Source organism: Crossiella sp. CA-258035, assembly GCF_030064675.1.
Lineage (GTDB): Bacteria > Actinomycetota > Actinomycetes > Mycobacteriales > Pseudonocardiaceae > Crossiella.
On the sequence record NZ_CP116413.1, the window covers coordinates 3,862,220 to 3,884,428 of the forward strand.

Sequence of the window (22,209 nt, forward strand, 5' to 3'; positions counted from 1 at the left end):
ACAGCGTCCACAACGGCCAACACAGCGTCCACAACGGCCAACACGGCGTCCACAACGGCCAACACGGCGTCCACAACGGCCAACACACTGCTCAGGGCTTCCGCTGGAACTCCATGATCCAGTTGGACTCCCAGGTCTGGCCCTCGTCGGCGGAGAACTCCTGTTCCCAGCGGGCGGAGTCCGCGGTGATCGCCGACCAGGTGAAGCGCACCAGCACCGGCTTGCCCTCGTGCTCGTCCTCGCCGTGGAAGCGGCCCAGTCCGTCGGTGAAGCCGCCCACCACGGGCGGGCCGAGCAGCCCGGTGCGGCTGTTCGCCCAGTAGATCGACCACTCCCGGCGCTCCGGGTCGAACAGCCGCAGGGTGAGGCCCCGGCTGCCCAGGGTGGGGAAGACGATCTCGTCGAGGCAGCCGCCGCCGTCGAAGACCGACTGGGCGGTGGAGGTGCCGGGGAAGGACACCCAGTCCGGGCAGTCGGCGAGCCACTGCTCGCGGCGGTGGTTGGTCACGTGCCAGGAGCCGGTGAGGAAGTCGAAGTCGTTCATGCCGACGATCCTCACCGGCCAACCCTGACACCTACTGTCAGCCGACCGGCCGGTCCGCACCGAACCACGTCGGCAGCTGCCCGAACAGCTCAGACTGGTCCGCACCCGCCCAGGCCACGTGGCCGTCCGGGCGCAGCAGCACCGCGGGCGCGTCCAGCTCCTCGCTGACCTCGACCACCTGGTCGACCCGGTCCGCCCAGCCGCCGACCGAGAGCGTCCCGGTCTGGTCGAGCAGCAGGCCGCGGCCGCGGTGCATCAGCTCGTACAGGCTGCCCTGCTTGAGCGGCAGGTCCCGCAGCCGCCTGCCCAGCAGCGGATGGCCGTCGCCGAGGTCGTAGCGCACCCCGATCGCGGTGACCTTCTCCACCAGGTGCCTGGTCACCTCCTCGAAGTCCATCAGCTCCGAGAGCAGCCTGCGCACGGCCTGCGCGCCAGGCTCGGTGGACATCAGCTGGCTCTGCGCGCGGGTGTTGTCCAGCACGTCGGCGGCCACCGGGCGCCGTTCGGTCTCGTAGCTGTCCAGCAGGCCCTCCGGGGCCCAGCCCGCGACCTCGGCGGCCAGCTTCCAGCCCAGGTTGAACGCGTCCTGGATGCCCAGGTTGAGGCCCTGGCCGCCCAGCGGCGGGTGCACGTGCGCGGCGTCACCGGCCAGCAGCACCCGGCCGTCCCGGTAGCGCTCGGCGAGCCGGGTGGCGTCGCCGAAGCGGGAGAGCCAGCGCGGGGAGTGCACGCCGAAGTCGGTGCCGGCGAACAGCCGCAGCCGCTCCCTGAGCTCCTCGATGGTCGGTGGAGTGGCGCGGTCCTCGGCCACCGCCGCGGCGGGCACGACCGCGCGGAACAGGCCGTTCGCGGCTGGCCCGATGCCGAAGGTCTTGTGCGTCTCGCGGACCTTGGCCACCAGCTCGGTCAGCTCCGCCAGCGGCATGGTCACCTCCAGCTCGCCGGTCAGCCACTCGGTGGTGGCCGCCTCGCCGGGGAAGCCGACGCCGAGCAGCTTGCGCACCGTGCTGCGGCCGCCGTCGCAGCCGACCAGGTAGCGCCCGCGCAGCTGGCTGCCGTCGGCCAGCTCGGCGGTCACCCCTTCCTCGTCCTGGCTCAGCCCGATCAGCTCGGTGCCGCGCCGGATCTCCGCGCCGGCCTCGGCGGCGCGCTCGGCCAGCAGGCGGTCGGTGGTGGGCTGCTTGATGCCGAGCAGGTAGCCGTGCGCGGTGTCCATCCGCGCCGGGACCGGCTTCTGGATGGCGGCGAAGTGGGTGCTGAGCGGGTACTTCGTGCCGTGCGCGAGGAACCGGTCCAGCAGGCCGCGCTGGGCCAGCACCTCGATGCTGCGAATGTGCAGGCCCAGTGACCGGACGTGGTTGGTCGGTTCCGCCTCCTTGTCCAGCACCAGCGTGCGCACGCCGTGCAGCCGCAGCTCCGCGGCCAGCATCATGCCGGTCGGGCCGCCACCGGCGATGATCACGTCAAACATCAGGTCCCCCGAATTTCCGCTGGTTGTGGCTTCGGCCGCAGAGTCTGCGGGATGACCGGGGCCTTGCCGCAAGACCCCCTCTCCGCTATAAGTTGAAGTGGGCAAGGAGAGGTCTTCTCCTTGCCTTCGTCTTTTTCACCCATCCCGGTCGCACTTCGCACTGGTCACCGGCGGCGTCGGCTAACGCTCCACAAAGGACTCGGCCACCCGGGGCGGCCAGGACCCGGCGAGCAGGATGCCTGCCGCGTAGGCGCGGGCGACCAGCGCGACCCGGTTCGGCGCGGACAGCGAACGCTGCATCGCGGCCAGGTGGTACTCCACGCCGCGCGCGCTCAGCCGCAGCCGCACCGCCAGGCGGTGGGTGGTCTCGCCGCGGGCGATCCCCTCCAGGATCCGGGCGCGCGTCGCGCTCAACTCCGAGGTCATCTTCCCACCCTCCGCAGTCCAACAGGCCCCCGATCATCGGCGCTCCGCACGTCGTGGGCACCGTGGAAACACCACGAGAACAGGACTCAACCAGGCCGGATCGGGTAGACGTCGCGGAGCTCGGCCCGTCCGGTCACACCGAGTTTCCGGTAGATCGCGGAGAGGTGACCCTCCACCGTCCGCTGGGTCAGGTCCAGCCGGGCGGCGATGTCCCGGTTCGTGCAACCGCTTACCGCCAGCTCGGCCACCCGCGCCTCCCTGGCGGTCAGCGCCCCCGGCCCGGTCACCGGCCGTGGCTGGGCCGGTGCGCCGAGCGCGGCCAGCCGGTCCCGCGTCAGCGAGACCAGCCGGCAGGCCCCGCACTCCCAGGCCACCGCGCCGGCCCGCGCCAGGCTCTCCCGCGCCAGCCGGGTCCGCCCGGCCGCCTGCTGCGCGGCGCCCAGGTCGGCCAGCGTCCTGGCCAGCTCCAGCCGGGCACCGGCGCGGTGCAGCGCGGCCGCTGACTCGTGCAGCAGCTCCTGCCCGCGACTGCCCCCGGCGACCACGCCGAGGGTGCGCAACGCGACCCCGATGGCCTGGTCCGAGCCCCACTCGGTGGCCAGCTCGTAGGCCTGGTCGGCCAGCTCCCGCGCCCGGTGCAGGTCGTTGCGGGCCAGGTGCGCCCGCGCGGCCCAGGACCGCCAGTCGGGCACGGCCGGGTTGCGGTGGCCCATCCTGGCCTGGCGTTCCCCGCAGGTCAGCAGGTCGGCCAGCCCGCCGTCGAGGTCACCCCGGACGATCCGCGCGCGACCCCTGGCCAGCAGGTAGGGATTCCACAGGTAGGAGGCCTCCAGTGCGGGCGTCGGGGTGACCGCGTCCAGCAGCCGGGCGGCCTGCGCCGGGCGGTCCCGGTCGAGCAGCGACTCGGCGAGCAGGCCGAGCGGGACCAGGTGCGGGAAGCTGGTGACCTCGGCCGGCAGCAGGTCGAAGGTCGCGCGCACGGTGCGGATGGTGGCCCGCAGGTCGCCCTGGACGAAGGAGACCGCGGCCCGGCAGGTCAGCATGATCGCCCGCCCGAACCCGGAGTCCTCCCGCGCGATCGCGGCGTCGGCGCACTCGGCGGCGCGCTGGGTGTGTCCGGCCCAGAGCAGCGCCCAGACCGGGGCGGCCGCGGCGACGCCGTCGAGGGGGGCAGGGCTGGGAGCGAGGGCTTGGGTGGCCAGGTCGGCGGCGGCGGTGGCGGAGCCGCCGAAGAGGGCGGTGGCGAAGGCCAGCGCGCCGAGCAGCGACCGCTCACCCGCGCTGCCTGCCTCGCCTGCGGCGCTCGCCTCTCGCAGCCGCCAGGCCTCCGCCCGAGCCTCGGGTGCGGTGTTCTCCTCCAGCACCGCCCAGGTCAGCCGCCGGGCGTCCAGCACCAGCGCCGACTCCCGGTCCACCGGCCGCAGCCGTTCCGCGGTGCGCGCCAGCACCCGCACCGCCTCGTCCACCCTGGACTCGCGGACCAGGTTGTCCCCCAGCACTTCCGCCACCTCGCGGCAGCGGGCCGGTTCGGTCAGCTCGTCCAGCGCCAGCGCCAGGTAGCGCGCGCCGGCCGCCGGGCGCACCATCGACTCCGCCATGCCCAGTGCCACCAGCACGTCCAGCCGTTCCTCGCCCGGTGGCGGTTCGGCCAGTGCCCGGCGCAGGTAGTGCGCGGCGGCCTCCGGGGCTCCGCGCAGGGTGGCCTGGTCGGCGGCCGCGCGCAGGGTTCTGGCCTGCCAGGTCACGCCCGACGGGGGGAGTCGGACCAGGTGGGCGGCGACCTGTTCCGCCGGGGCGCCTGCCGCGTCCAGCAGCCGGGCGGCCGCGCGGTGCAGCTCGCCGCGGCGGGCGGGCGGCACGCCCTGGTAGACCGCCTCGCGCAGCTGGGCGTGCGACCAGCGCAGCGCGTGTTCGGCGAGCAAACCCAAGGCGCGCAGCTCTGCCGCGCACCGCCTGGCCCCTTCTTCGTCCACTGTGGACAGTTCTGCGGGTAGGGCGATGTCCGGCGCTTCGCCGAGCACGGCCAGGGTCTCGGCGAAGCGCCGGATCTCCGGCGGGAACCCGGACAGCCAGTCCAGCACCGAACGCCCGAATGCCTGCCCGGTGAACCCGGCCGGGGCCGCCGCTCGCCGCAGCAGCACCGCCAGCAGTGGGTTGCCGCCGGTGAGCTGGTGGCTGCCGGGCACGGCGCTGCCGACCAGCCGCGCCGCGGCCGACTCGCTCAGCGGGCCCAGGGCGAGCTGGGCGCAGCCGTCGGCGGGGGCGCTGGGTTGCAGGATCAGTTGCAGCAGCGGCAGTTCGGGGTGTCTGCGGCGCAGGTGGGCCAGCCAGCGCAGGGAGGGCTCGTCGGCCAGGTGGGCGTCGTCGACCACCAGCACCAGCGTGCCGCCCGCCCGGTCGGCCACCGCGCGGGTGAGCTCGCTCAGCCCGAGCGGCACCGCGAACGGGTCCCCGTGCTCCTCCAGCCCGGTCAGCACCGCGCGGGCCGCCCGCGCCCGCCCGGCGAACAACCCGTCCGCGTCCGGCCCGGCCAGCACCGGTTCGAACAGCTGCCGGACCACGCCGAAGGCGAACTCCCGCTCCAGCTCGTCGCAGCGGGCGCGCAGCACCGGCACGTCCGGCGGCACCCGCTCGGCCAGGAAGGTCCGTACCAGGCTGGTCTTGCCGATACCGGCCGGACCGGTCACGTACACGGTGCGGCCCGCGCCCGCGCGCACCCGCGCGAACTCGGCGGCGAGCCGGTCCAGTTCGGCCTCGCGTTCCAGCAGCGGGCCGGGCAGGGCCAGCTCAGACATGGTCGCCGACCCTCGGTAGCTGCCCGCGGCCGCTGATGCCGAGCTTGCGGTAGGTCGTGCTCAGGTGCGTTTCCACGGTCCGCAGGGTCAGGTGCAGCTCCTCGGCGATGCGGCGGTTGGAGTACCCGGTCACGGCCAGCTCGGCCACCCGCCGCTCGCCCCGGGACAGCGCCTGCAACCCGGCGGCCGGCCGGGCAGGCGGCCGCCCGCCCACGGCGATGAGCTCCTCCCGCGCGGTGGCGGCCAGCCCGCCCGCGCCGCAGCGGTGCGCGATGACCAGGGCCTGCCGGAAGGCGGCGCGCGCGGAGAGCTGGTCGCCGAGCTGGGCCCGCAGCGTCCCGGTGTCCAGCAGCGCGGCGGTCAGCTCCAGCGGAGTACTGGGACCCTCGAGCAGCCGGGTGGCCTCGCCGAGCAGGTCCAGCCCGGCCTGCCCGCCGGTGGCCAGCCCGAGCAGGCCCAGCGCGGAACCGACCGCCCGCGCCGTGCCCCAGCGCCGCGCCGCGGCAAGCGCTTCCCCGGCGACCTCTCGGGCCTGCTCGCGCTCGCCGAGGGTGCGCAGGGCGCGCACCGCCCAGCCGCGCCAGGGCACCATCACCGGGTTGTCGTGACCGGCCTCGCGCAACCGCGCCCCGAGCGCCAGCACCTGGTCCAGGCCGGCCCGGGTCTCGCCGCGGCTGAGCAGGATCCGGGCCTTGGCCAGCTGGAAGTACCCGTCCGCCTGCACCGCGGCCGTGGGCGCGGCATGCGTGGCCAGCAGGTCCGCCGCCTCGGCGACCCGGCCCTGGTCGAGCAGGATCGAGCCGTGGATGGCCAGCTCCACCACCTGCTGGAACCCGGCCAGCTCCGCGGGCACCAGCTCGTGGGTCTGCGCGGCGAAACCGGCCGCCTCGGCCAGCCTGCCCGCGAAGTGGCTGACCCTGGCGCGCAACGCCAGGTGCAGCCCGAGCCCGATGACCGCGTGCGTGCGCCGCGCCCCGGCGATCGCCTCATCGGCGAAGCGCGCGGCGAGCTCCAGCTCATCGGCCCAGGTCAGCACCGCGATGCTGGAACAGGTCAGCGGGTTGGCCAGCTCCGCGGCCGGGGTGGCCCGCAACGCCCGCCCGGCCAGCTCCGCCACCCGCGCCGCCGAGTCGTTGTAGAGCGCTTTCCCGTGCGCCAGCGCCACCAGCGTGACCTGTTCCCCTGGTGTGTCCCCGGCGATCCCGCGCCCGTCCCGGGCCAGCACCTCGTCCCGCTGCTCGGCCGAGCAGTCCGCCTCCATCATCAGCTGACGGCCGCGCAGCACCCTGGCGATCTCCGGCTCGGCCCGCTCGGCCACCCGGCCGAGGACCTCGATCGCCTCGTCCTCCCGGCCGCGCCCGGCCAGCAGCTCCGACAGCACCGCGGCCACCCGGCAGGCGGTGGGCTGGTCCTGGATCTCCGGCAGCACCGCGCACAACCGCTCGATGCTCGCGGCCGGGTCCACGAACGCCGAGGCCAGCCCGTGCCGGACCCGCACCGCCACCCGGTCGGCCACCGGCGGCGGCTCGGCCAGCGCGCGGGCCAGGTGCTCGGCGGCCACATCCGGCGCGCCCCGGCCGATGGCCTGGGTGGCCGCGGCGGTCAGCATGCTCACCGTCCACGCATCCCCGGCCGGCGCGGCCTGGCGCAGGTGCGCGCACACCTGTTCCAGCGGCGCGCCGTCGTCGTTGAGCAGGGTGGCCGCCCTGCGGTGCCACTGGTCCCGCTGCCGCGGTGAGAGCTGGGCGTAGACGATGTCGCGCAGCAGCGGGTGGCTCCACCGCAGCGGTGGTTCCTGGCGCACCAGACCCAGCTGCCGCAACAGTTCCCCGGCCCGGCGGCAGTCAGCCGGATCCACCTCGGCCACCCGCGCGAGCAGCCCGGGATCGGGGCACTCGCCCAGCACCGCGAGCGCGCCCGCGCAGTCCCGCCCGGTCTGGTCGAACTCGGCCAGCCAGTCCCGGATGGTCTGGGCGAACCGCTGCCCGGTGAACCGCGCCAGCCGCCACTCGCCCAGGGGATCCTCGGCCAGCGACCGCAGCAAAGCCCGCAGCAGCAACGGGTTCCCGCCGGTGGCCTGGTGACAGGCCCGTGCCAGCTCCGGCCTCGGCGGTTCCGGCAACGTCTCGGCCAGGCAGCGGGCCAGTGCCGCCTCGCTGAGCAGGCCGGGCCGGATCAGCACGCAGTGCGGATCGGTGGCCAGCGCGGCCAGCGGATCGGGCCACTCCACCCACTCGCCGAGCCGCCGGGTGAGCAGGAACAGCACCCGGTGCCCGGCCAGCCGTCTGCTCGCGTACCGCAGCCAGCGCGCCGAGGCCGCGTCGGCCAGGTGCGCGTCGTCCACCACCAGCACCAGCGGTCCGCGGCGGGCCAGGCGCGCGCACAGCCAGTACAGCCCGTGCAGCACCGCGAACGGCGCCTCCTCCGGCGGCACCTCGCCGGAGTCGGTCGCGGCGGTGAGCACCCGCGCCGCGGGCTGCGCGGGTCCGGCGAGCAGTTCGGCCCGTGCCCCGGCATCGGCCAGCAGCGGCCCCAAAAGCCGGCGCACCATCCCGAAGGCGACTTGGCGTTCCCATTCCCCGCACCGCGCCCGCAACACGGTCACCCGGTCCGCGGGCAAGCCGTCGGCGAAATGCTCGACCAGACTCGTCTTCCCGATTCCGGCCGGACCCTCCACCAGCACCACCCGCGACTGCCCCGCCGCGACCAGCGCCGCCTGTTCAGCCAGCTGAACAAGCTCGCGGTCCCGGTCCAGCAGAACAGAGGAGGCACACGTTCCCATCAGCGCCCTTTCGATCCACCGCGCGATTCTTGGCCAGGTTAGCCCGTGAATGTCATGAACCTGTCATCGTGCTGTCGACCGGAAGTGCTAATCCACATAGGGATGATTGATCCGGCGGTTCATTAGTCCGTTTTTATTTTTGCCTTGAAAAAAGCAACGCGGGTTATTCAAAACGAAAGCACAGCCCCGCGTTGCGGGCGTCTAGCGATCGCTAGATCCGGTCTGGCGCCTTCTGGATGAGCGCCGAGAGCCGGCGCGGGGAGGACTTGAGCACTCATGACGATCCTGGTTACCGGAGCGACCGGCACGGTGGGGCGACAGATCGTGGGCCAGCTGGTGGCCGCGGGGCACCGAGTGCGGGCGCTGACCCGGCGGCCGGAGCAGGCCGGGCTGCCCGCCGAGGTGGAGCTCGCCCGCGGCGACCTGTCCAACCCGGCCAGCGTGGAGCCCGCCCTGGAGGGGGTCACCGGGCTGCACCTGATCACCGTGGACGGCGAGGGCGTGCTGCAGACCGGCGAGGAGCTGGTGGCGCTGGCCAAGCGGGCCGGGGTGCGGCGGGTCAGCGTGCTCAGCGGCTGGGAGGAGAGCAGCGTCGAGCGCGCGCTCAACGCCAGCGACCTGGGCTGGACCTGGGTGCGGCCGGCGGAGTTCATGGCCAACGCCACCGAGTGGGCCGAGGAGATCCGCGCCGAGGGCCGGGTCCGGCTCTTCGGCAACGCGCCCAGCGCGGTGGTGCACGAGGCCGACATCGCGGCGGTGGCGGTGGCCGCGCTCACCCAGGACGGGCACGCGGGCCAGACCTATCTGCTCACCGGTCCCGAGTCGCTCACCGCGACCGAGCGGATCGAGTGCCTGGCCAGCGCCATCGGCAAGCCGATCGAGGTGGTGCACCTGACCGAGGCGCAGTACCGGGAGCAACTGGCCTCCTTCGGCTTCGACGAGGGCTACATCGACTTCGCCGTCCAGCTCGGCGCCAGCCCGCCGGAGGCCGGGCAGCGCCCGCTGCCCACGGTCGCTGAGGTGGCCGGACGGCCCGCGCTCACCTTCGCCGAGTGGGCCGCCGCGAACGCCGAGCTGTTCCAGACTCAGGAGAACCGATGACCTTCACCCCCTTCCGCATCGCAGTTCCGGAGGCGGACCTGGCCGACCTGCGGGCCCGGTTGCTGGCCACCCGCTGGCCCGCCGAGCTGCCCGGCGTCGGCTGGGCCCGCGGGGTGCCCCTGGGCTACCTGCGCGAGCTGGCCGAGTACTGGCGCACCGGCTACGACTGGCGGGCGCACGAGTCGGCGCTCAACGAGCACCCGCAGTTCACCACCGTCATCGACGGGCAGACCGTGCACTTCCAGCACATCCGCTCGGCCGATCCGGCGGCGACCCCGCTGGTGCTGCTGCACGGCTGGCCGGGCTCGTTCGTGGAGTTCCAGGACGTCATCGGCCTGCTCACCGACGCCTTCCACCTGGTGATCCCGTCCCTGCCGGGGTTCGGCTTCTCCGCGCCACTGACCGAGGCCGGCTGGTCGCCGCGGCGGATGGCGGGCGCGCTCACCGAGCTGATGGCCAGGCTGGGCTATCAGCGCTACGGCGTGCAGGGCGGGGACGCCGGTTCCTGGGTCGGCCCGGAGATGGGCAGGCTGGCCCCGGAACGGGTGCTCGGCGTGCACCTCAACGCGATGATCTCCTTCCCGAACGGTGAGGAGGGCGAGTTCGACGACCTGAGCGAGGCGGACCTGGCTCGCTGGACCGCGATGCAGGAGTTCAACGACGGCTACCTCCAGGTCAACTCCAAGCGTCCGCAGACGGTGGCCTACGCCCTGCACGACTCCCCGGCCGGGCAGCTGGCCTGGATCGTGGAGAAGTTCAAGGAGCTGACCGCGCCGGAGGAGGGCCTGCCGGAGGAAGCCGTTGCCAGGGACCGGATGCTGACCAACATCAGCCTGTACTGGCTGACCGGCACCGCGGGCTCGTCCGCTCAGATCTACTACGAGAGCATGACGCCCGACCCTCCTGGCGAGCCGACGGTGAGCGGGGTGCCGACCGCGGTGCTGGTGTCCACAATGGACGTCACGGTCCGGCCGTGGGCCGAACGCGACCACCACATCGTGCGGTGGACCGAGATCGACCGCGGCGGGCACTTCCTGGCCATGGAACAACCGAAGTTGTTCGCGGCGGATGTCCGGGAGTTCTTCAGCCAGTTGCGCTGACTCCCCGCCTGCCCGCCCGCCTCACCACGGGCGGGCAGGCCTTCCGCGCTTACAACCGCCAGGTCATCGGCGTCGCGGGGCGGTAGCGGCAGATCGAGCCGGTGAACACCGAGGCCCGCAGGTGCGCGGCCAGCTCGGGATGGCTGGAGTCCAAGCGGCGCAAGGTGTCCCGGATGCGGTTGGTGACCGCCTTGCGGGCGCGCTCGGCCTCGTCGCCGAGGCGGCGGGACCGGCCGAGCAGTCCGGTGGCCGCGCGCAGCTCGTCGATCAGCGCCTGCCGTTCCCGCTCCAGGCGTTCGGCGCGGGCGTCGTCGAAGGTGTCCTCGATCTGTTCGTCGAGGGCGGCCAGGCGGGATCGGTAGGCGGCTTTGGCGGCGTCGTCCAGGACCGGATCGCTGCCCAGGGCAGGGGCGGAGCCGGGGGAGAGCAGTTGCACGGCAGGGGCTTCCCGGTCCGGCGCGCTGAGCAGGTGGTGCAGGTCCTGCAAACCCTTCGCGTCGGGCAGGTGGGTGGTGTGGCCGGCGAAGGTGAGCTGCCAGCCGGTGGGGGAGCGGCGGAAGACGTTGTCCGGGGCAGGGATGGGGCCGGCGGGGGCGTGGTTGGTGTGATCGCGCGGGGGTGCGGTCACCGGCTGGGGCAGGGTCATGCCGAGTCCGGCGGCTTCCCGCTCCGCTTCCGTGAGCAGTGCCGTGCCGGACGGATCTCCTTGTGCGAGCAGGGCGTGGGCCAGGTCGGCGCGGGCCTCGGCGGCCCAGGGCCGCGCGCCCAGGGTGGTGGCGGCGGTGAGGGCGGCTTCGGCGTGCGCGGTGGCTTGCGGCCAGTCGCCCAGGGCGGTGCTGAGCTTGGCCAGCCAGGTGCGGATCGGGGCCTCCAAGACCACCGTGCCGGTGATCGCCCAGCGGTCGGCCTGCGGCAGCAGCTCGGCGTGGATCTCGGCGAGCCGGTCCGGATCACCTGACAACAGGGCGGTCTCCACCCGCAGGCGCAGCCACAGCGCGGTGCTCCACCGCGACGGCGTGCCTTCTTCGGCCAGCAGGCGGGTGGCGGTGGCCAGGTCGCCGCGCCTGGTGGCGGACAGGCCGTCCAGCAGCGGCATGAACTCAGGGTTCCGGCCGGCCAGCACGCGGTCGAGGTCGGCGAGGTCGCCCTGGCGGACTGCGATGGCGGCCCGGTGCGCGGTCCACAGGTCGGCCGCGGAGAAGTAGGGCTGGTCGCCGATGCCGCGGGCCCGGTCGGCGTGCGCGCGGGCGGCGGTGAAGTCGCCGCGCAGGGTGGCCAGCAGGCACTGGGTGACCTCGGCCTCGTGCCGGTGCACCGGCAGACCGCTCTGCTCGGCCATGGCCAGCAGCCTGCGGTGGCCGGCCAGGTGCGCCGGGTCGCCCAGCTCCAGGTAGGCCCCGGCGCGCCAGGCGGTGGCCTCGAAGGCCAGGTCCTCGTCCTGGGTGCGCTGGGCCAGCTCCAGCAGCTCGGTGGTCAGGTCCAGGCGGGTGTGCACGGTGTCCATCGACCACAGGAAGCCCAGGTGGTTGACCAGGGCGAAGCGCAGCGCGTTGTCATCACCGGCCTGGCGGGCCAGGTCGGCGGCGTGCCGGGCCAGCACGTTGGCGGTCTGGTCGTCCTCGGCGGAGGAGCCGGGCAGCAGCCTGGCCTGCGTCTCGCGGATGAAGGCCAGCTGGTCGGGGTCGGCGCTGTCGTGGCGGGTCAGCCAGGTCAGGGTGAGCGCGGTGCGGGTCAGCAGGTCGGGGTCGTCCAGGTCGCGGGCGGTGGCCATCGCGGTGCGGAAGGCCGCGCGGGCGGTGCCCCGCTCACCGGCCAGGTGCGCCGACTCGCCTAGGTGCAGCTGGACCCGGTTGCGCTCGGTCTCCCGCGCGTGCGGCAGCGCGTTGCGGTAGTGCCGGGCGGCCTCGTCGAAGGCGAACCGGGCGGTGGCGTCCTGGGCGGCCCGCAGCTGGTGCCGCAGCACCTCGGCCGAGGGCAGCGCGGTCGCGCCGTGGTGGGCGTGGTGGGCCAGCTCGGCCGGCATCAGCAGCTCGTGCGCGATCTCGGCGCGGATCACCGCGGCGTGCCGCTCGGCCGGTGTGGACAGTCCACTTCGGACGGTGTCGCGCAGCAGCTCGTGCTGGAACCGCACCTGCTCGCCCTCGGCCCGGATCAGTCGCGCGGCCAGCGCCTGGTCCAGCAGCCGGGCCACCGGCAGCCCGGGGTGCAGCGCGGCGAGCAGGTCGCGGTGCGCGCTGCGGCCCAGGATCGCCACCGTGCCGAGCAGGTCCACCACCTGCTCCGGCAGCCGGGACAGCCTGCGCCGCAACAGGGCGGTGATGCCGGGGTCCAGGGTGTCCAGCGGGCTGCCGCCCTGCCACAGCCGGGCGGTCTGCTCGACGAAGAACGGGTTGCCCTCGGTGCGCCGGTGGATCCGGGTGACCAGCTCGGCCTCGGGGTCCAGGCCGGTGGTGCGCTGGATCAGCGCGCCGACCGCCTGCTCGTCCAAGCCGCCCAGCGGCAGCTGGACCGCCTTGGCGGACAACGCGGGCAGGGTGCCGGCCAGCGGATGGCCGGGGTCGTTGACCTCGTTGTCCCGGTAGGTGGCCACGATGGCCAGCGGGGTGCGCGCGCTGTGCTGGACCACGAACTCCAGCAGCGCCACCGAGGCAGCGTCGGCCCAGTGCAGGTCCTCCAGCACCAGCAGCACCGGGGTCCGCGCGGCCAGCGTGGTCAGCAGCCCGGTGAGCGCGTCGGCCAGCGGGAACGCCGCCGGTTCCCGCTCGCCCAGCAACGCCTCCAGGGCCGGTGCGGCGGCCGCCCACTCGGCGGGGGTGGCGGCGGCGCGCAGGGCCCGGCTCACCTGCACCCACGGCCACCGGTCCGGCACCCCCGCGTCGCCCCAGCACGCCCCGGTGAGCACCAGCGCGCCGGTCTCCGCGGCCACCGCGCTGACCAGGCTGGTCTTGCCAATCCCGGCCTCCCCGGTGACCAGGGCGAACCCGCCGCCGCGCACCAGCGAGCACAGGGCGGCCGAGGCCGTGTCGCGACCGAGCAGCTCTGGGGTGAACACGCTCCCATTATCGCGGAACAGCGACGACCGCGGAATCTTGACCCGTTTGATTCCCCGCCGAGCGAGCGCGGATATCTTTTTCGCGAATTCGACGGAACGGGCTGCGAGCGTTCGCCGCCTCGCGGTCGTCCGATTGTCGGATGGCTCGTCGCGCCTGGTAGACCCACCCGCGGCTGTCGTTTCGCTCACATCCAAGTTCTGGATGCGGGTGTCGCCACAATTGCCCACCGGCTATCGTTGCCGGTCGATAGCAGGGGTACCAAAAAGCCTCCGGCACTGACCGCGATTTCCGGTCCGGTCCTGCCGTACACTAACTCGTCACGACGGGACGGTCACAGGAAGGACGGTAGTGCCGCGGCCAGAGCTGCCAGTGGATCCGGACGCCGGAGAGTTGCAGCGCTTCGCCTACGAGCTGCGGCGGTTGCGGGAGAAGGCGGGGAACCCCTCCTACCGGGACCTCGCCCGCGTGGTGCACTACTCGGTGAGCACGCTCTCCGAGGCCGCGCGCGGCCGCCGGCTGCCCAGCCTGGCGGTGACCCTCGCCTACGTCCGCGCCTGTGGCGGCCGTGAGGAGGAGTGGGAGCAGCGCTGGCGGGAGCTGGCCAAGGAGATCGACCTCGGCGCGCTGGCCGGGCTGGAGCCGGAGGCCCAGGACTCGCCCTACGTCGGGCTCACCGCCTTCGGGCCGGGGGAGGCGGACCGCTTCTTCGGCAGGCAGGTGCTGATCGACCAGGTGCTGGACCTGCTCGCGGCGCGGCCCCTGGTGGTGGTGGTCGGGGCCTCGGGTTCCGGCAAGTCCTCGCTGCTGCGGGCAGGGGTGCTGCCCAGGCTGGCCGAGGGCGTGCTGCTCACCCCTGGACCGCATCCGATGGACGAGGTCGCCTTCCTGCTCGACGGCGCGCGCCCGGCCGAGGGCGAGCTGGTGCTGGTGGTGGACCAGTTCGAGGAGCTGTTCACCCGCTGCCACGACCCGGCCGAGCGGCAGCGCTTCGTCACCGCGCTCACCTCGGCCGCGGCCACCACCGGCGGCCGGGTCAAGGTGGTGCTCGGGCTGCGCGCGGACTTCTACGCGCACTGCGCCCGCTACCCGGAGCTGGCCGAAGCCTTGCAGGACGGGCAGATCCTGGCCACGCCGATGACCGCGGAGGAGCTGCGGCAGGCGATCACCCGGCCCGCGGTCGGCGCGGGCTGCGCGGTGGAGACGGCGCTGGTGGCCCGGCTGGTCAGCGAGGCGGCCGGGCAGCCAGGGGTGCTGCCGCTGCTCTCGCACGCGCTGGTGGAGACCTGGCGGCGGCGCCGCGGCAACACCCTCACCCTGGCCGGTTACGAGGCCAGCGGCGGGATCGAGGGCGCGATCGGGCAGACCGCGGAGACCGTCTACAACAGCCTCACCGAGGCCCAGCAGGACCTGGCCCGGCAGGTGTTCCTGCGGCTGATCGAGCTCGGCGAGGGCACCGAGGACACCAAGCGCCGGGTCTCCCGCGCCGAGCTGGACACCGGCGAGGACGACCTGACCGTGGTGCTGGAACGCCTGGCGCAGGCCAGGTTGCTCACCCTCAACCAGGACAGCGCGGACCTCGCGCACGAGGCGATCATCCGCTGCTGGCCCAGGCTGCGGGAATGGCTGACCGAGGACCGGGACGGCCTGCGCACCGCGCGCAGGCTCGGCGAGGCCGCCGAGGAGTGGGAGCGGCTGGACCGCGACCCCGGCGCGCTCTACCGCGGCGCGCAGCTCACCCTGGCCACCGACTGGGCCCAGCGCGGCCGGGACCGGTTGCTCAACCACCGGGAGGCCGACTTCCTGGCCGCCAGCACCGCCGCCGAGCAGAAGGAGGTGCGCAGCAGGCGGCAGCGGGACCGGCGGCTTCGGCAGCTGGTGGCGCTGCTGACCACGTTGCTGCTGCTGGCGGGCGCGGCCACCGGGTACGCGGTGTGGGCCCAGCAGGAGGCCACCGCGCAGCGCACCGCCGCGCTGGCGCAGAAGGCGGTGGTGCAGGCCGAGGCGATCCGGGCCAGCAACCCGTCACTGTCCTGGCAGCTGCGGCTGGCCGCCTACCGCACCGACGGCTCGCGGGATGCCGCCGACAGCGTGCGCGGCACCTCCGCGGAGGCCTTCAGCACCAGCATCACCGCGCACAGCAGGGCCACCTCGGCCACCCTGTTCCACCCCACCGAGCCGATCCTGGTCACCGCGGGCGCCGCCGATGACAAGGTGGTGCGGGTGTGGGACGTGCGGGACCGGAACCGGCCCCAGCTTCTGTCCACAATGGAGGGTCATCTCTTCGGGCTGCACAACGCGGAGTTCAGCGCCGACGGCAGGATGCTGGCCACCGCGGGCCTGGACCGCAACATCCGGCTGTGGGACCTCACCGATCCGCGCCGCCCGCGTTCGCTGGCCCTGATCGCCGGGCACGGCGGCAACATCCAGGACGTCTCCTTCAACGCCGACGGCCGGGTGCTGGCCAGCGTCTCGGTGGACAAGACGTTGCGGCTGTGGGACATCGCCAACCCCGAGCAGCCGCAGCAGCTCAGCGCGATCGAGGCGCACGCCGACCTGGTGCACGGGCTGGACTTCAGCCCGGCCCGGCCGCTGCTGGCCACCGCGGGCTGGGACGGCGTGGTCAAGCTGTGGGACGTGCGCGATCCGCGCCGCCCGCGCGAGCTGCCCTTCCCCGGCAGGCACGCCGACGGCGCGCAGGACGCGCTGTTCAGCGCGGACGGCAACCTGCTGGTGACCACCGGCAGTGACCGGCTGATCAAGCTGTGGGACGTGCGCGACCCGGACCGCCCGGTAGAACTGTCCACTGTGGCCGGTCACCTGGACTCGGTGCACGCGGTGGCCTTCGCCCCCGGCGGCCGGGCGCTGGCCACCAGCAGCGCGGACTCCTCGACCCGGCTGTGGGACATCACCGACCCCCGGCAGGTGCGCGAGCTGGCCGTGCTGCGCGGGCACACCGACGCGACCTGGCGCGCCTCGTTCAGCCCCGACGGCATCACCCTGGCCACCAGCAGCGACGACCACACCGTGCAGCTGGCCGACCTGCGCCGCCAGGGCCTGCCCCAGCACGAGGACGCGGTGACCACGCTGGACTTCACCCCGGACGGCAAGACGGTGGTCACCGGCGGCCGGGACCGCATGGTCAACCTGTGGCAGGTCACCGGCGACGGCCTGGTGGAGCCGGTGGCCCGGCTGGACCGGCACCAGGGGCCGCTGGAGACGGTGACGGTGAGCAAGGACGGCAGGCACCTGTTCACCGGCGGCCTGGACCGCGTGGTCAAGATCTGGGACCTGGCCGATCCCGCGCAGCCCAAGGAGATCTCCACCCTGGCCGGGCACGAGAACGCGGTCGGCTCGGTGGACGTGCACCCCGACGGCACCCTGCTGGCCACCGGCAGCTGGGACAACCGGGTCGGCCTGTGGGACATCCGCGACCCGGCCAAGCCCGGCAGGCCGCTGATGCTGGTCGAGCACGGGGTCGACGTGCTGGAGGTGCGGTTCAGCCCGGACGGCAAGCTGCTGGCCTCGGCCGGGATGGACGGCGTGGTCCGCCTGTGGGACCTCACCGACCGCGGCGCGCCCAAGGAGGTCAACGCCCTGCGCGAGCACCCCGGCGGCGCCTACCGGGTCGCCTTCAGCCCGGACAGCACCAAACTGGTCACCCTGGGCGGCGACCGCAAGGTCCGCCTGTGGGACATCACCGACCCGGCAGGCGAAGAGGCGCTGGCCGAGGTCGGCGACCCCAAGACCACCGTCCAGTCCGTCACCTTCAGCCCCGACGGCCGGACCCTGGCGGTGGCCGGTAACGAGCGGGCCGTCCGGCTGTTCGACCTGGCCGACCCGCGCGCGCCGAGGGAGTACGCGGCGCTGCGCGGCCACAGCGAGACGATCCAGCAGATCCGGTTCAGCCCGGACGGCAGCCGGATCGGCAGCGTGGGCAGCGACCGGACACTGCGGATCTGGGACATCGACGTGGAGCGGTCGGCGGCGCGGATCTGCGCGATGGCGTATCCGCGGATCACCGAGCAGGAGTGGGAGAAGTACCTGCCGGGACTGGAGTTCCGGCCGCCCTGCCCGGAGTGACCGAGGTGCGCGGTCAGGCCGCGGCCGGGGTGCGCACCGACCGGCGGATCCCCGCCGCGACCGCCAGCAGGCCCAGCGCGATCAGCACGATCTCCGTCCACGGCCCCAGCCGGTCGGCCACCGTGACCGAGCTGCGCAGCGGCAGCGTCTCGGTCAGCGAGCCCGCGGTGTACATCTCCAGCGACTGGGTCACCGTGCCGTCCGGCCGGACCATGGCGCTGACGCCGCTGGTGGCCGCGACCACCACCGCGCGGCCGTGTTCCACCGCGCGCAGGCGGGCCATGGCCAGCTGCTGGTAGGTCATGTCGCCGCGGCCGAACCAGGCGTTGTTGGTGGGCACGATGAGCAGCTGGGCGCCCTGGTCGACGTTCTCGCGCAGGACGTAGTCGTAGGCGACCTCGTAGCAGATGGCCACGCCCAGCGGGGCGCCCGCGACGGTGAGCGGGCCGGTGCGGGTGCCGGCGACCAGGTCGGGGACGTCGACGAAGGGGGTGATCAGGCGGGCCAGGTCGCGCAGCGGGATGAACTCGGAGAACGGGACCAGCTGCTGCTTGGTGTAGCGGGGGCCCTGGCCGGTGGCCGGGTCCCAGCTGACCACCGCGTTCTCCTGGCCGGCCGGGGTGCGGTACAGGCCGCCGATCAGGGTGGGCACGCCGAGGTCGGCCACGGCGGCGTCCAGGACCGGGTCGGGGCCGTTGATGCGGGTGGTGGACTCCGGCCAGACCACCAGGTCGGGTTTGGGGGTGGCGCGGGTGCGGATGTTCTCGGCCAGGATCCGGCTGGCTTCCAGGTGGTTGCGGCGGATCGTGGGCAGCTCGCTGAGCAGGCCGATCCCGGCGTCGGGGGCGTTGCCCTGGACCAGGGCGACCGTGCGGGTGCCCTGCTGCGCCTCGACCCCGACCAGCGGCCAGGCGGCCAGCGCGGCGACCACCGGCAGCACCACCGGCGCGGCGGTGGCCAGCCAGCCGCGGACGGAGAGCCGGGTGCGAACGCGCAGGACCAGCGCGGCCAGGCCGAAGCCGGTCAGCGCGACCGCGAAGGTCACCAGGGGCACGCCGCCGACCGTGGCCAGGCCCAGCAGCGGCCCTTCGACCTGGCCGAAGCCGAGCTTGGCCCAGGGGAAGCCGCCGTAGGGCACCCGGCCACGCAGGGCTTCGGAGAGCACGATCAGCGCGGCCAGCCACACCGGCCCGCCGGGCAGGCCCGTGACCAGCGGGAACAGCGTGGTGACCGCGGCGATGTAGAGCGCCATCAGCAGGCTCAGGCCCAGCCAGGGCCAGGGGCCGAACTCGCGGCCGAGGAAGTCCTGCAGCCAGAACAGGTGCAGCAGGAAGAAGGTGCTGGCGAAGACCATGCCGTAGCCGGCGGCGGCCCGTTTGCGGCGCTCGTGCAGGACCAGGCCGAGCACGGCCAGCGCGACCGGCGCCAGCCACCAGCTCCGGTAGGGCGGGAAGCTGAGGTAGAGCAGCACCCCGGCGAGGATCGCGGCCGGTACCCGCAGCAGCCAGGCGCGGTGGTCGCGGGCGGGTGCGGGCGTGCCAGGGGAGGCCGACCTCGTGCGTCTCAACCCGGCAACCACCGGCCACCTCCTCCTCGGAGCTCCGGTGACGATCTCAGCACGCCGGAGCCGGGGCGGGCACACCGGGGCCGTTCCCGGCACGGCAAGCGGCCCGTGCGTGGTTGGACGCACGGGCCGCTCTCCCCCTGCCCGGAGGAGTTCTGGGTCAGGCGAAGCAGAACGCCTGGTTGGCGCCGAAGCTCCAGCACTGCACCTGTTTGGTGGCCGAGTTGCTGTTGCCGGTCTTGTCGGTGACGGTCAGCTTGATCGTGTAGTTGGCCTGCTTGGCCGGGTAGTCGTTGGCCGCGGTGACGCCGGTGCCGGTCTTGCCGTCGCCGAACTCCCAGGCGTAGCCGCTGATGTCGTTGTCGGGGTCGGTGCTGCCGGAGCCGTCCACCGAGCAGCGGTTGCGCTGGCAGGAGACGGTGAAGGAGGCCGCGGGCGGCTGACCGGCCGGGGGCTTGCCGGCGCGGACGGCCTTGGTGACCGGGGCGGAGGTGGCGCCCTTGTCGTCGGTGACGGTCAGGGTGACCCGGTACTCGCCGTCCTTGCCGTAGGTGTGCGAGGGCTTGACGCCGTCACCGGTGTTGCTGTCGCCGAAGTCCCACTTGTAGCTGGCGATCGAGCTGCCGCCGGTGCCGGGCTTGGAGGCGGAGGCGTCGAAGGAGCAGGTCAGCGAGCTGGCGCAGTCGCCGGTGAAGTCAGCGGTGGGCTTGCCGGGCTCGCTGCCGCCGCCCAGCTTGCTGACGTCGAGGAACTTGTTCGGCGAGCCGGGGCCGGGGTTGCGCACCACGCCGGACTGGGCGTTGTTCACCAGCGCGTCCCTGACCTGCTGCGGGCTGGCCCCGGGGTTGCCGGCCAGGTACAGCGCGGCCGCGCCGGTGACGTGCGGGGCGGCCATCGAGGTGCCCTGCATGCCCTTGCTGCCGGTGTTGCTGGAGTTGCTGGCGGAGTTGATGTTGGAGCCGGGCGCGTAGATGTCCACGCAGGTGCCGTGGTTGGAGTAGCCGGCCTCGTTGTTCTGCTCGTCCTGGGTGGCCGCCACGGTGATCACCTCGGGCACCTTGGCCGGGCTGACGTTGCAGGCGTCCTGGTTCTCGTTGCCCGCGGCCGCGACCCAGGTGATGCCGGCCGCGATGGAGTTCTTCATCGCCCGGTTGATGCCCTCGGGGTCCGCGCCCGCGCCGCCGGAGGTCCAGCTGGCGTTGACCACCGCGGGCTTCTTCGCGTTCTGGGTGACCCAGTCGATGCCCTTGATCGAGGCGGCGTCCGGGCCGTTGCCGTCACAGCCCAGCACCTTGACCCCGACGATGGTCACGTCCTTGGCCACGCCGTAGGCCTCGCTGCTGGAGGTGCCGCCGGTGTGCGTGCCGTGGCCCTGGTCGAACTGGCCCTTGCAGTCGTTGACGTTGTTGTCGTTGTCGATGAAGTCGTAGCCGGACTTGGCCCTGCCCTCGAAGGAGACGTGGTCGGTGTTCAGCTCGGTGTCGGTGTTGTAGACGGTGACGCCGGTGCCCACGTTTGGATATTTGTAGGTGCCGTCGTTGGCCCCGTCGACCTGGTCCAGCCCCCACGGGGCGTTCGGCTGCTCCCCGGCGGGCGCCCTGACCGTGGCCGAGCGCACCCACAGCGACTGCTGCACGAACTCCACCCGGGGATCCGCGGCCAGCCGCTGGGCCTGGGCCGCGGACATCTTCACCGAGAACCCGCGCAGCGCCGCGGAGTAGGCGTAGCCAAGCTGGCCGCCGTAGCGCTGGGCGAGCTCCGCGGACTCCGCCTGGACCGAGGCCGCGGCCTCGGCGGCCAGCGAGGTCGCGCCGTGCAGGCCGACGATGTACTGGCCGGGGATCGAGTCCGGCGCACCCGCGTTGAGCACCACGCCCCGTGGCTCGGCCTGGGCCGCGTGGCCGGTCAGCACCAGGGCGGTGGCGAGCAGGAGGCTTCCGAGTGTTCGCATGCCGTGCTCCGTTTTCGTAGCAGGGAAACGGATGCACTGATCATGGTGAGGGGGTCGCGGGGGAACAATCCGAGGACCCATCCGTAGCGGTACGGATTTATTGCCGGGGCTCGGGGCGGGTCAGGTCGAACACCCGGTACGCGCTCCTGGGCAGGTTGTCGGTGTCGACGAACATCTCACGCGGCACCACGATCCGCACCGTGGCCATGGCCAGGGCGTCGACACCGGAGAGCCAGAGTGTCAGTCTTGGCTTATATAAGCCGTACCTGGTATGATTTTGGTCGTGCACGCGTTCGACATCCTCGGTGACCCGGTGCGTCGGCGCATTCTGGAGCTACTCGCCGAGGGTGAGCAGACCTCTGGGGCGATCACGGACGTGATCCGGGCTGAGTTCGCACTGTCCCAGCCGGCTGTTTCCCAGCATCTGCGCGTTCTGCGTGAGAACGGATTCGCGTCGGTTCGGGCTGCGGGGGCTCGCCGGTTCTACGCCATCGACCCCTCGCCGCTGAGCGAGGTTGATGTGTGGTTGGACCGGTTTCGCGGGTTCTGGGATCAGCGGCTCGATGCCCTGGGAACTGAGCTGGCCCGCGGCAGGCGTGCATCCCGGACCTCAGGTGTTGGCAAGGCCGATCCGCCAGAGAAAGGAACATGACATGAAGGACGTACTGGACGAACTTGCCGCTGCGCGCCGGACGATGGGTACAGCGACCCTGCCCGCCGGCGAGGCTTACACGATGGAATTGCGGCGTCGCTACGACGCGCCAGTCGACGACGTGTGGAACGCCATCACCGACCCCGAGCGGCTGGGCCGCTGGTTGAAGTCGGTCACCGGGGACCTGCGGCTCGGCGGGTCGTTCGAGCTGGACGGCGGTGAGCACGGGGAGATCCTCCGGTGCGAGCCGCCGCGTCTGCTGCGGGTGTCCTGGCTCTTCGGACCGGACGCCGACGAGTGGCCGGGCACGAGCGAGGTCGAGGTACGCCTGTCCCCGGGCCCTGCCGGGGACACCGAGCTCGAACTGGTCCATGCGGCAGCCGTCGGGGAGCCCATGTTCCCGACCTACGGCCCCGGTGCCGGCGGTGTGGGCTGGGACCTGCATCTCCTCACCCTGGCCCGGTTCCTGGCCGACGGCGAGACCCTCGACCACGAGAAGTTCCGGACCTTGCCCGAGGGGCGCGAGTTCGCTCGGCGCAGCGCTGCGGCATGGGGCGAGGCTCACCTGGCCGCCGGCGGCGATCCCGATCAGGTCGCAGCCGCGGTCGAGGCCACCACCGCGTTCTACGTCCCCGAAAGGGACACCCAATGAAGTAGACCACCTCGATCGAGATCGGCCTGCCTCGCGAG

At 73.3% G+C, this 22,209-nt stretch carries 13 protein-coding genes; 5 read left to right on the forward strand and 8 right to left on the reverse strand.

The genetic code is table 11. The annotated features are described in order from the left end of the window. Positions 1-91 precede the first annotated feature (91 nt). The 5 genes from N8J89_RS17620 to N8J89_RS17640 form a co-directional block, all read right to left on the reverse strand. Entirely contained in the window at positions 92-559 is a 468-nt protein-coding gene (locus N8J89_RS17620; protein ID WP_283665442.1) for a hypothetical protein, read from the reverse strand. 22 nt (positions 560-581) lie between these two features. Then, positions 582-2,015 carry a rifampin monooxygenase gene (gene rox, locus N8J89_RS17625; protein ID WP_283665443.1) on the reverse strand — a complete coding sequence of 478 codons (1,434 nt, stop codon included), beginning with the start codon at positions 2,013-2,015 and terminating at the stop codon, positions 582-584. A 180-nt stretch (positions 2,016-2,195) separates the two neighbouring features. Next, the gene (locus tag N8J89_RS17630; protein ID WP_252478862.1) at positions 2,196-2,441 is read right to left on the reverse strand and encodes a LuxR C-terminal-related transcriptional regulator; all 246 of its coding nucleotides are present in this window, start codon (positions 2,439-2,441) and stop codon (positions 2,196-2,198) included. 86 nt (positions 2,442-2,527) lie between these two features. Continuing rightward, entirely contained in the window at positions 2,528-5,236 is a 2,709-nt protein-coding gene (locus tag N8J89_RS17635) for an ATP-binding protein (RefSeq protein ID WP_283665444.1), read from the reverse strand. Continuing rightward, entirely contained in the window at positions 5,229-8,018 is a 2,790-nt protein-coding gene (locus N8J89_RS17640; RefSeq protein ID WP_283665445.1) for an ATP-binding protein, read from the reverse strand. The genes N8J89_RS17635 and N8J89_RS17640 overlap by 8 nt, the downstream gene beginning before the upstream one ends. Before the next feature lie 276 nt (positions 8,019-8,294). On the opposite strand from N8J89_RS17640, the gene N8J89_RS17645 reads away from it, so the two are divergent. Next, positions 8,295-9,119, forward strand: a complete 825-nt coding sequence (locus tag N8J89_RS17645; RefSeq protein ID WP_283665446.1) for an NAD(P)H-binding protein — start codon at positions 8,295-8,297, stop codon at positions 9,117-9,119. Continuing rightward, positions 9,116-10,219, forward strand: a complete 1,104-nt coding sequence (locus N8J89_RS17650; protein WP_283665447.1) for an epoxide hydrolase family protein — start codon at positions 9,116-9,118, stop codon at positions 10,217-10,219. The genes N8J89_RS17645 and N8J89_RS17650 overlap by 4 nt, the downstream gene beginning before the upstream one ends. A gap of 49 nt (positions 10,220-10,268) precedes the next feature. Here N8J89_RS17650 and N8J89_RS17655 read toward each other — a convergent pair whose 3' ends face one another. Beyond that, a complete protein-coding gene (locus N8J89_RS17655; protein WP_283665448.1) occupies positions 10,269-13,271 on the reverse strand; it encodes an ATP-binding protein in 3,003 nt (1,000 codons plus the stop codon). A gap of 349 nt (positions 13,272-13,620) precedes the next feature. On the opposite strand from N8J89_RS17655, the gene N8J89_RS17660 reads away from it, so the two are divergent. Further along, entirely contained in the window at positions 13,621-17,352 is a 3,732-nt protein-coding gene (locus N8J89_RS17660; protein ID WP_283665449.1) for an nSTAND1 domain-containing NTPase, read from the forward strand. A 13-nt stretch (positions 17,353-17,365) separates the two neighbouring features. On the opposite strand, the gene lnt is transcribed toward N8J89_RS17660, so the two are convergent. Continuing rightward, positions 17,366-18,919, reverse strand: coding sequence for an apolipoprotein N-acyltransferase (gene lnt, locus N8J89_RS17665; RefSeq protein WP_283665450.1), 1,554 nt, complete (start codon positions 18,917-18,919; stop codon positions 17,366-17,368). Between the two features lie 157 nt (positions 18,920-19,076). Beyond that, a complete protein-coding gene (locus tag N8J89_RS17670) occupies positions 19,077-20,867 on the reverse strand; it encodes a S8 family serine peptidase (RefSeq protein ID WP_283665451.1) in 1,791 nt (596 codons plus the stop codon). Between the two features lie 283 nt (positions 20,868-21,150). Here N8J89_RS17670 and N8J89_RS17675 point away from each other — a divergent pair, with 283 nt between their 5' ends. Together N8J89_RS17675 and N8J89_RS17680 are read left to right on the forward strand one after the other, a co-directional pair. Beyond that, positions 21,151-21,519 (forward strand): ArsR/SmtB family transcription factor, encoded by a 369-nt coding sequence (locus N8J89_RS17675; RefSeq protein ID WP_283665452.1) that lies wholly within the window; start codon positions 21,151-21,153, stop codon positions 21,517-21,519. Position 21,520: 1 nt separating this feature from the next. Further along, a complete protein-coding gene (locus tag N8J89_RS17680) occupies positions 21,521-22,171 on the forward strand; it encodes an SRPBCC family protein (protein WP_283665453.1) in 651 nt (216 codons plus the stop codon). Positions 22,172-22,209: the final 38 nt, after the last annotated feature.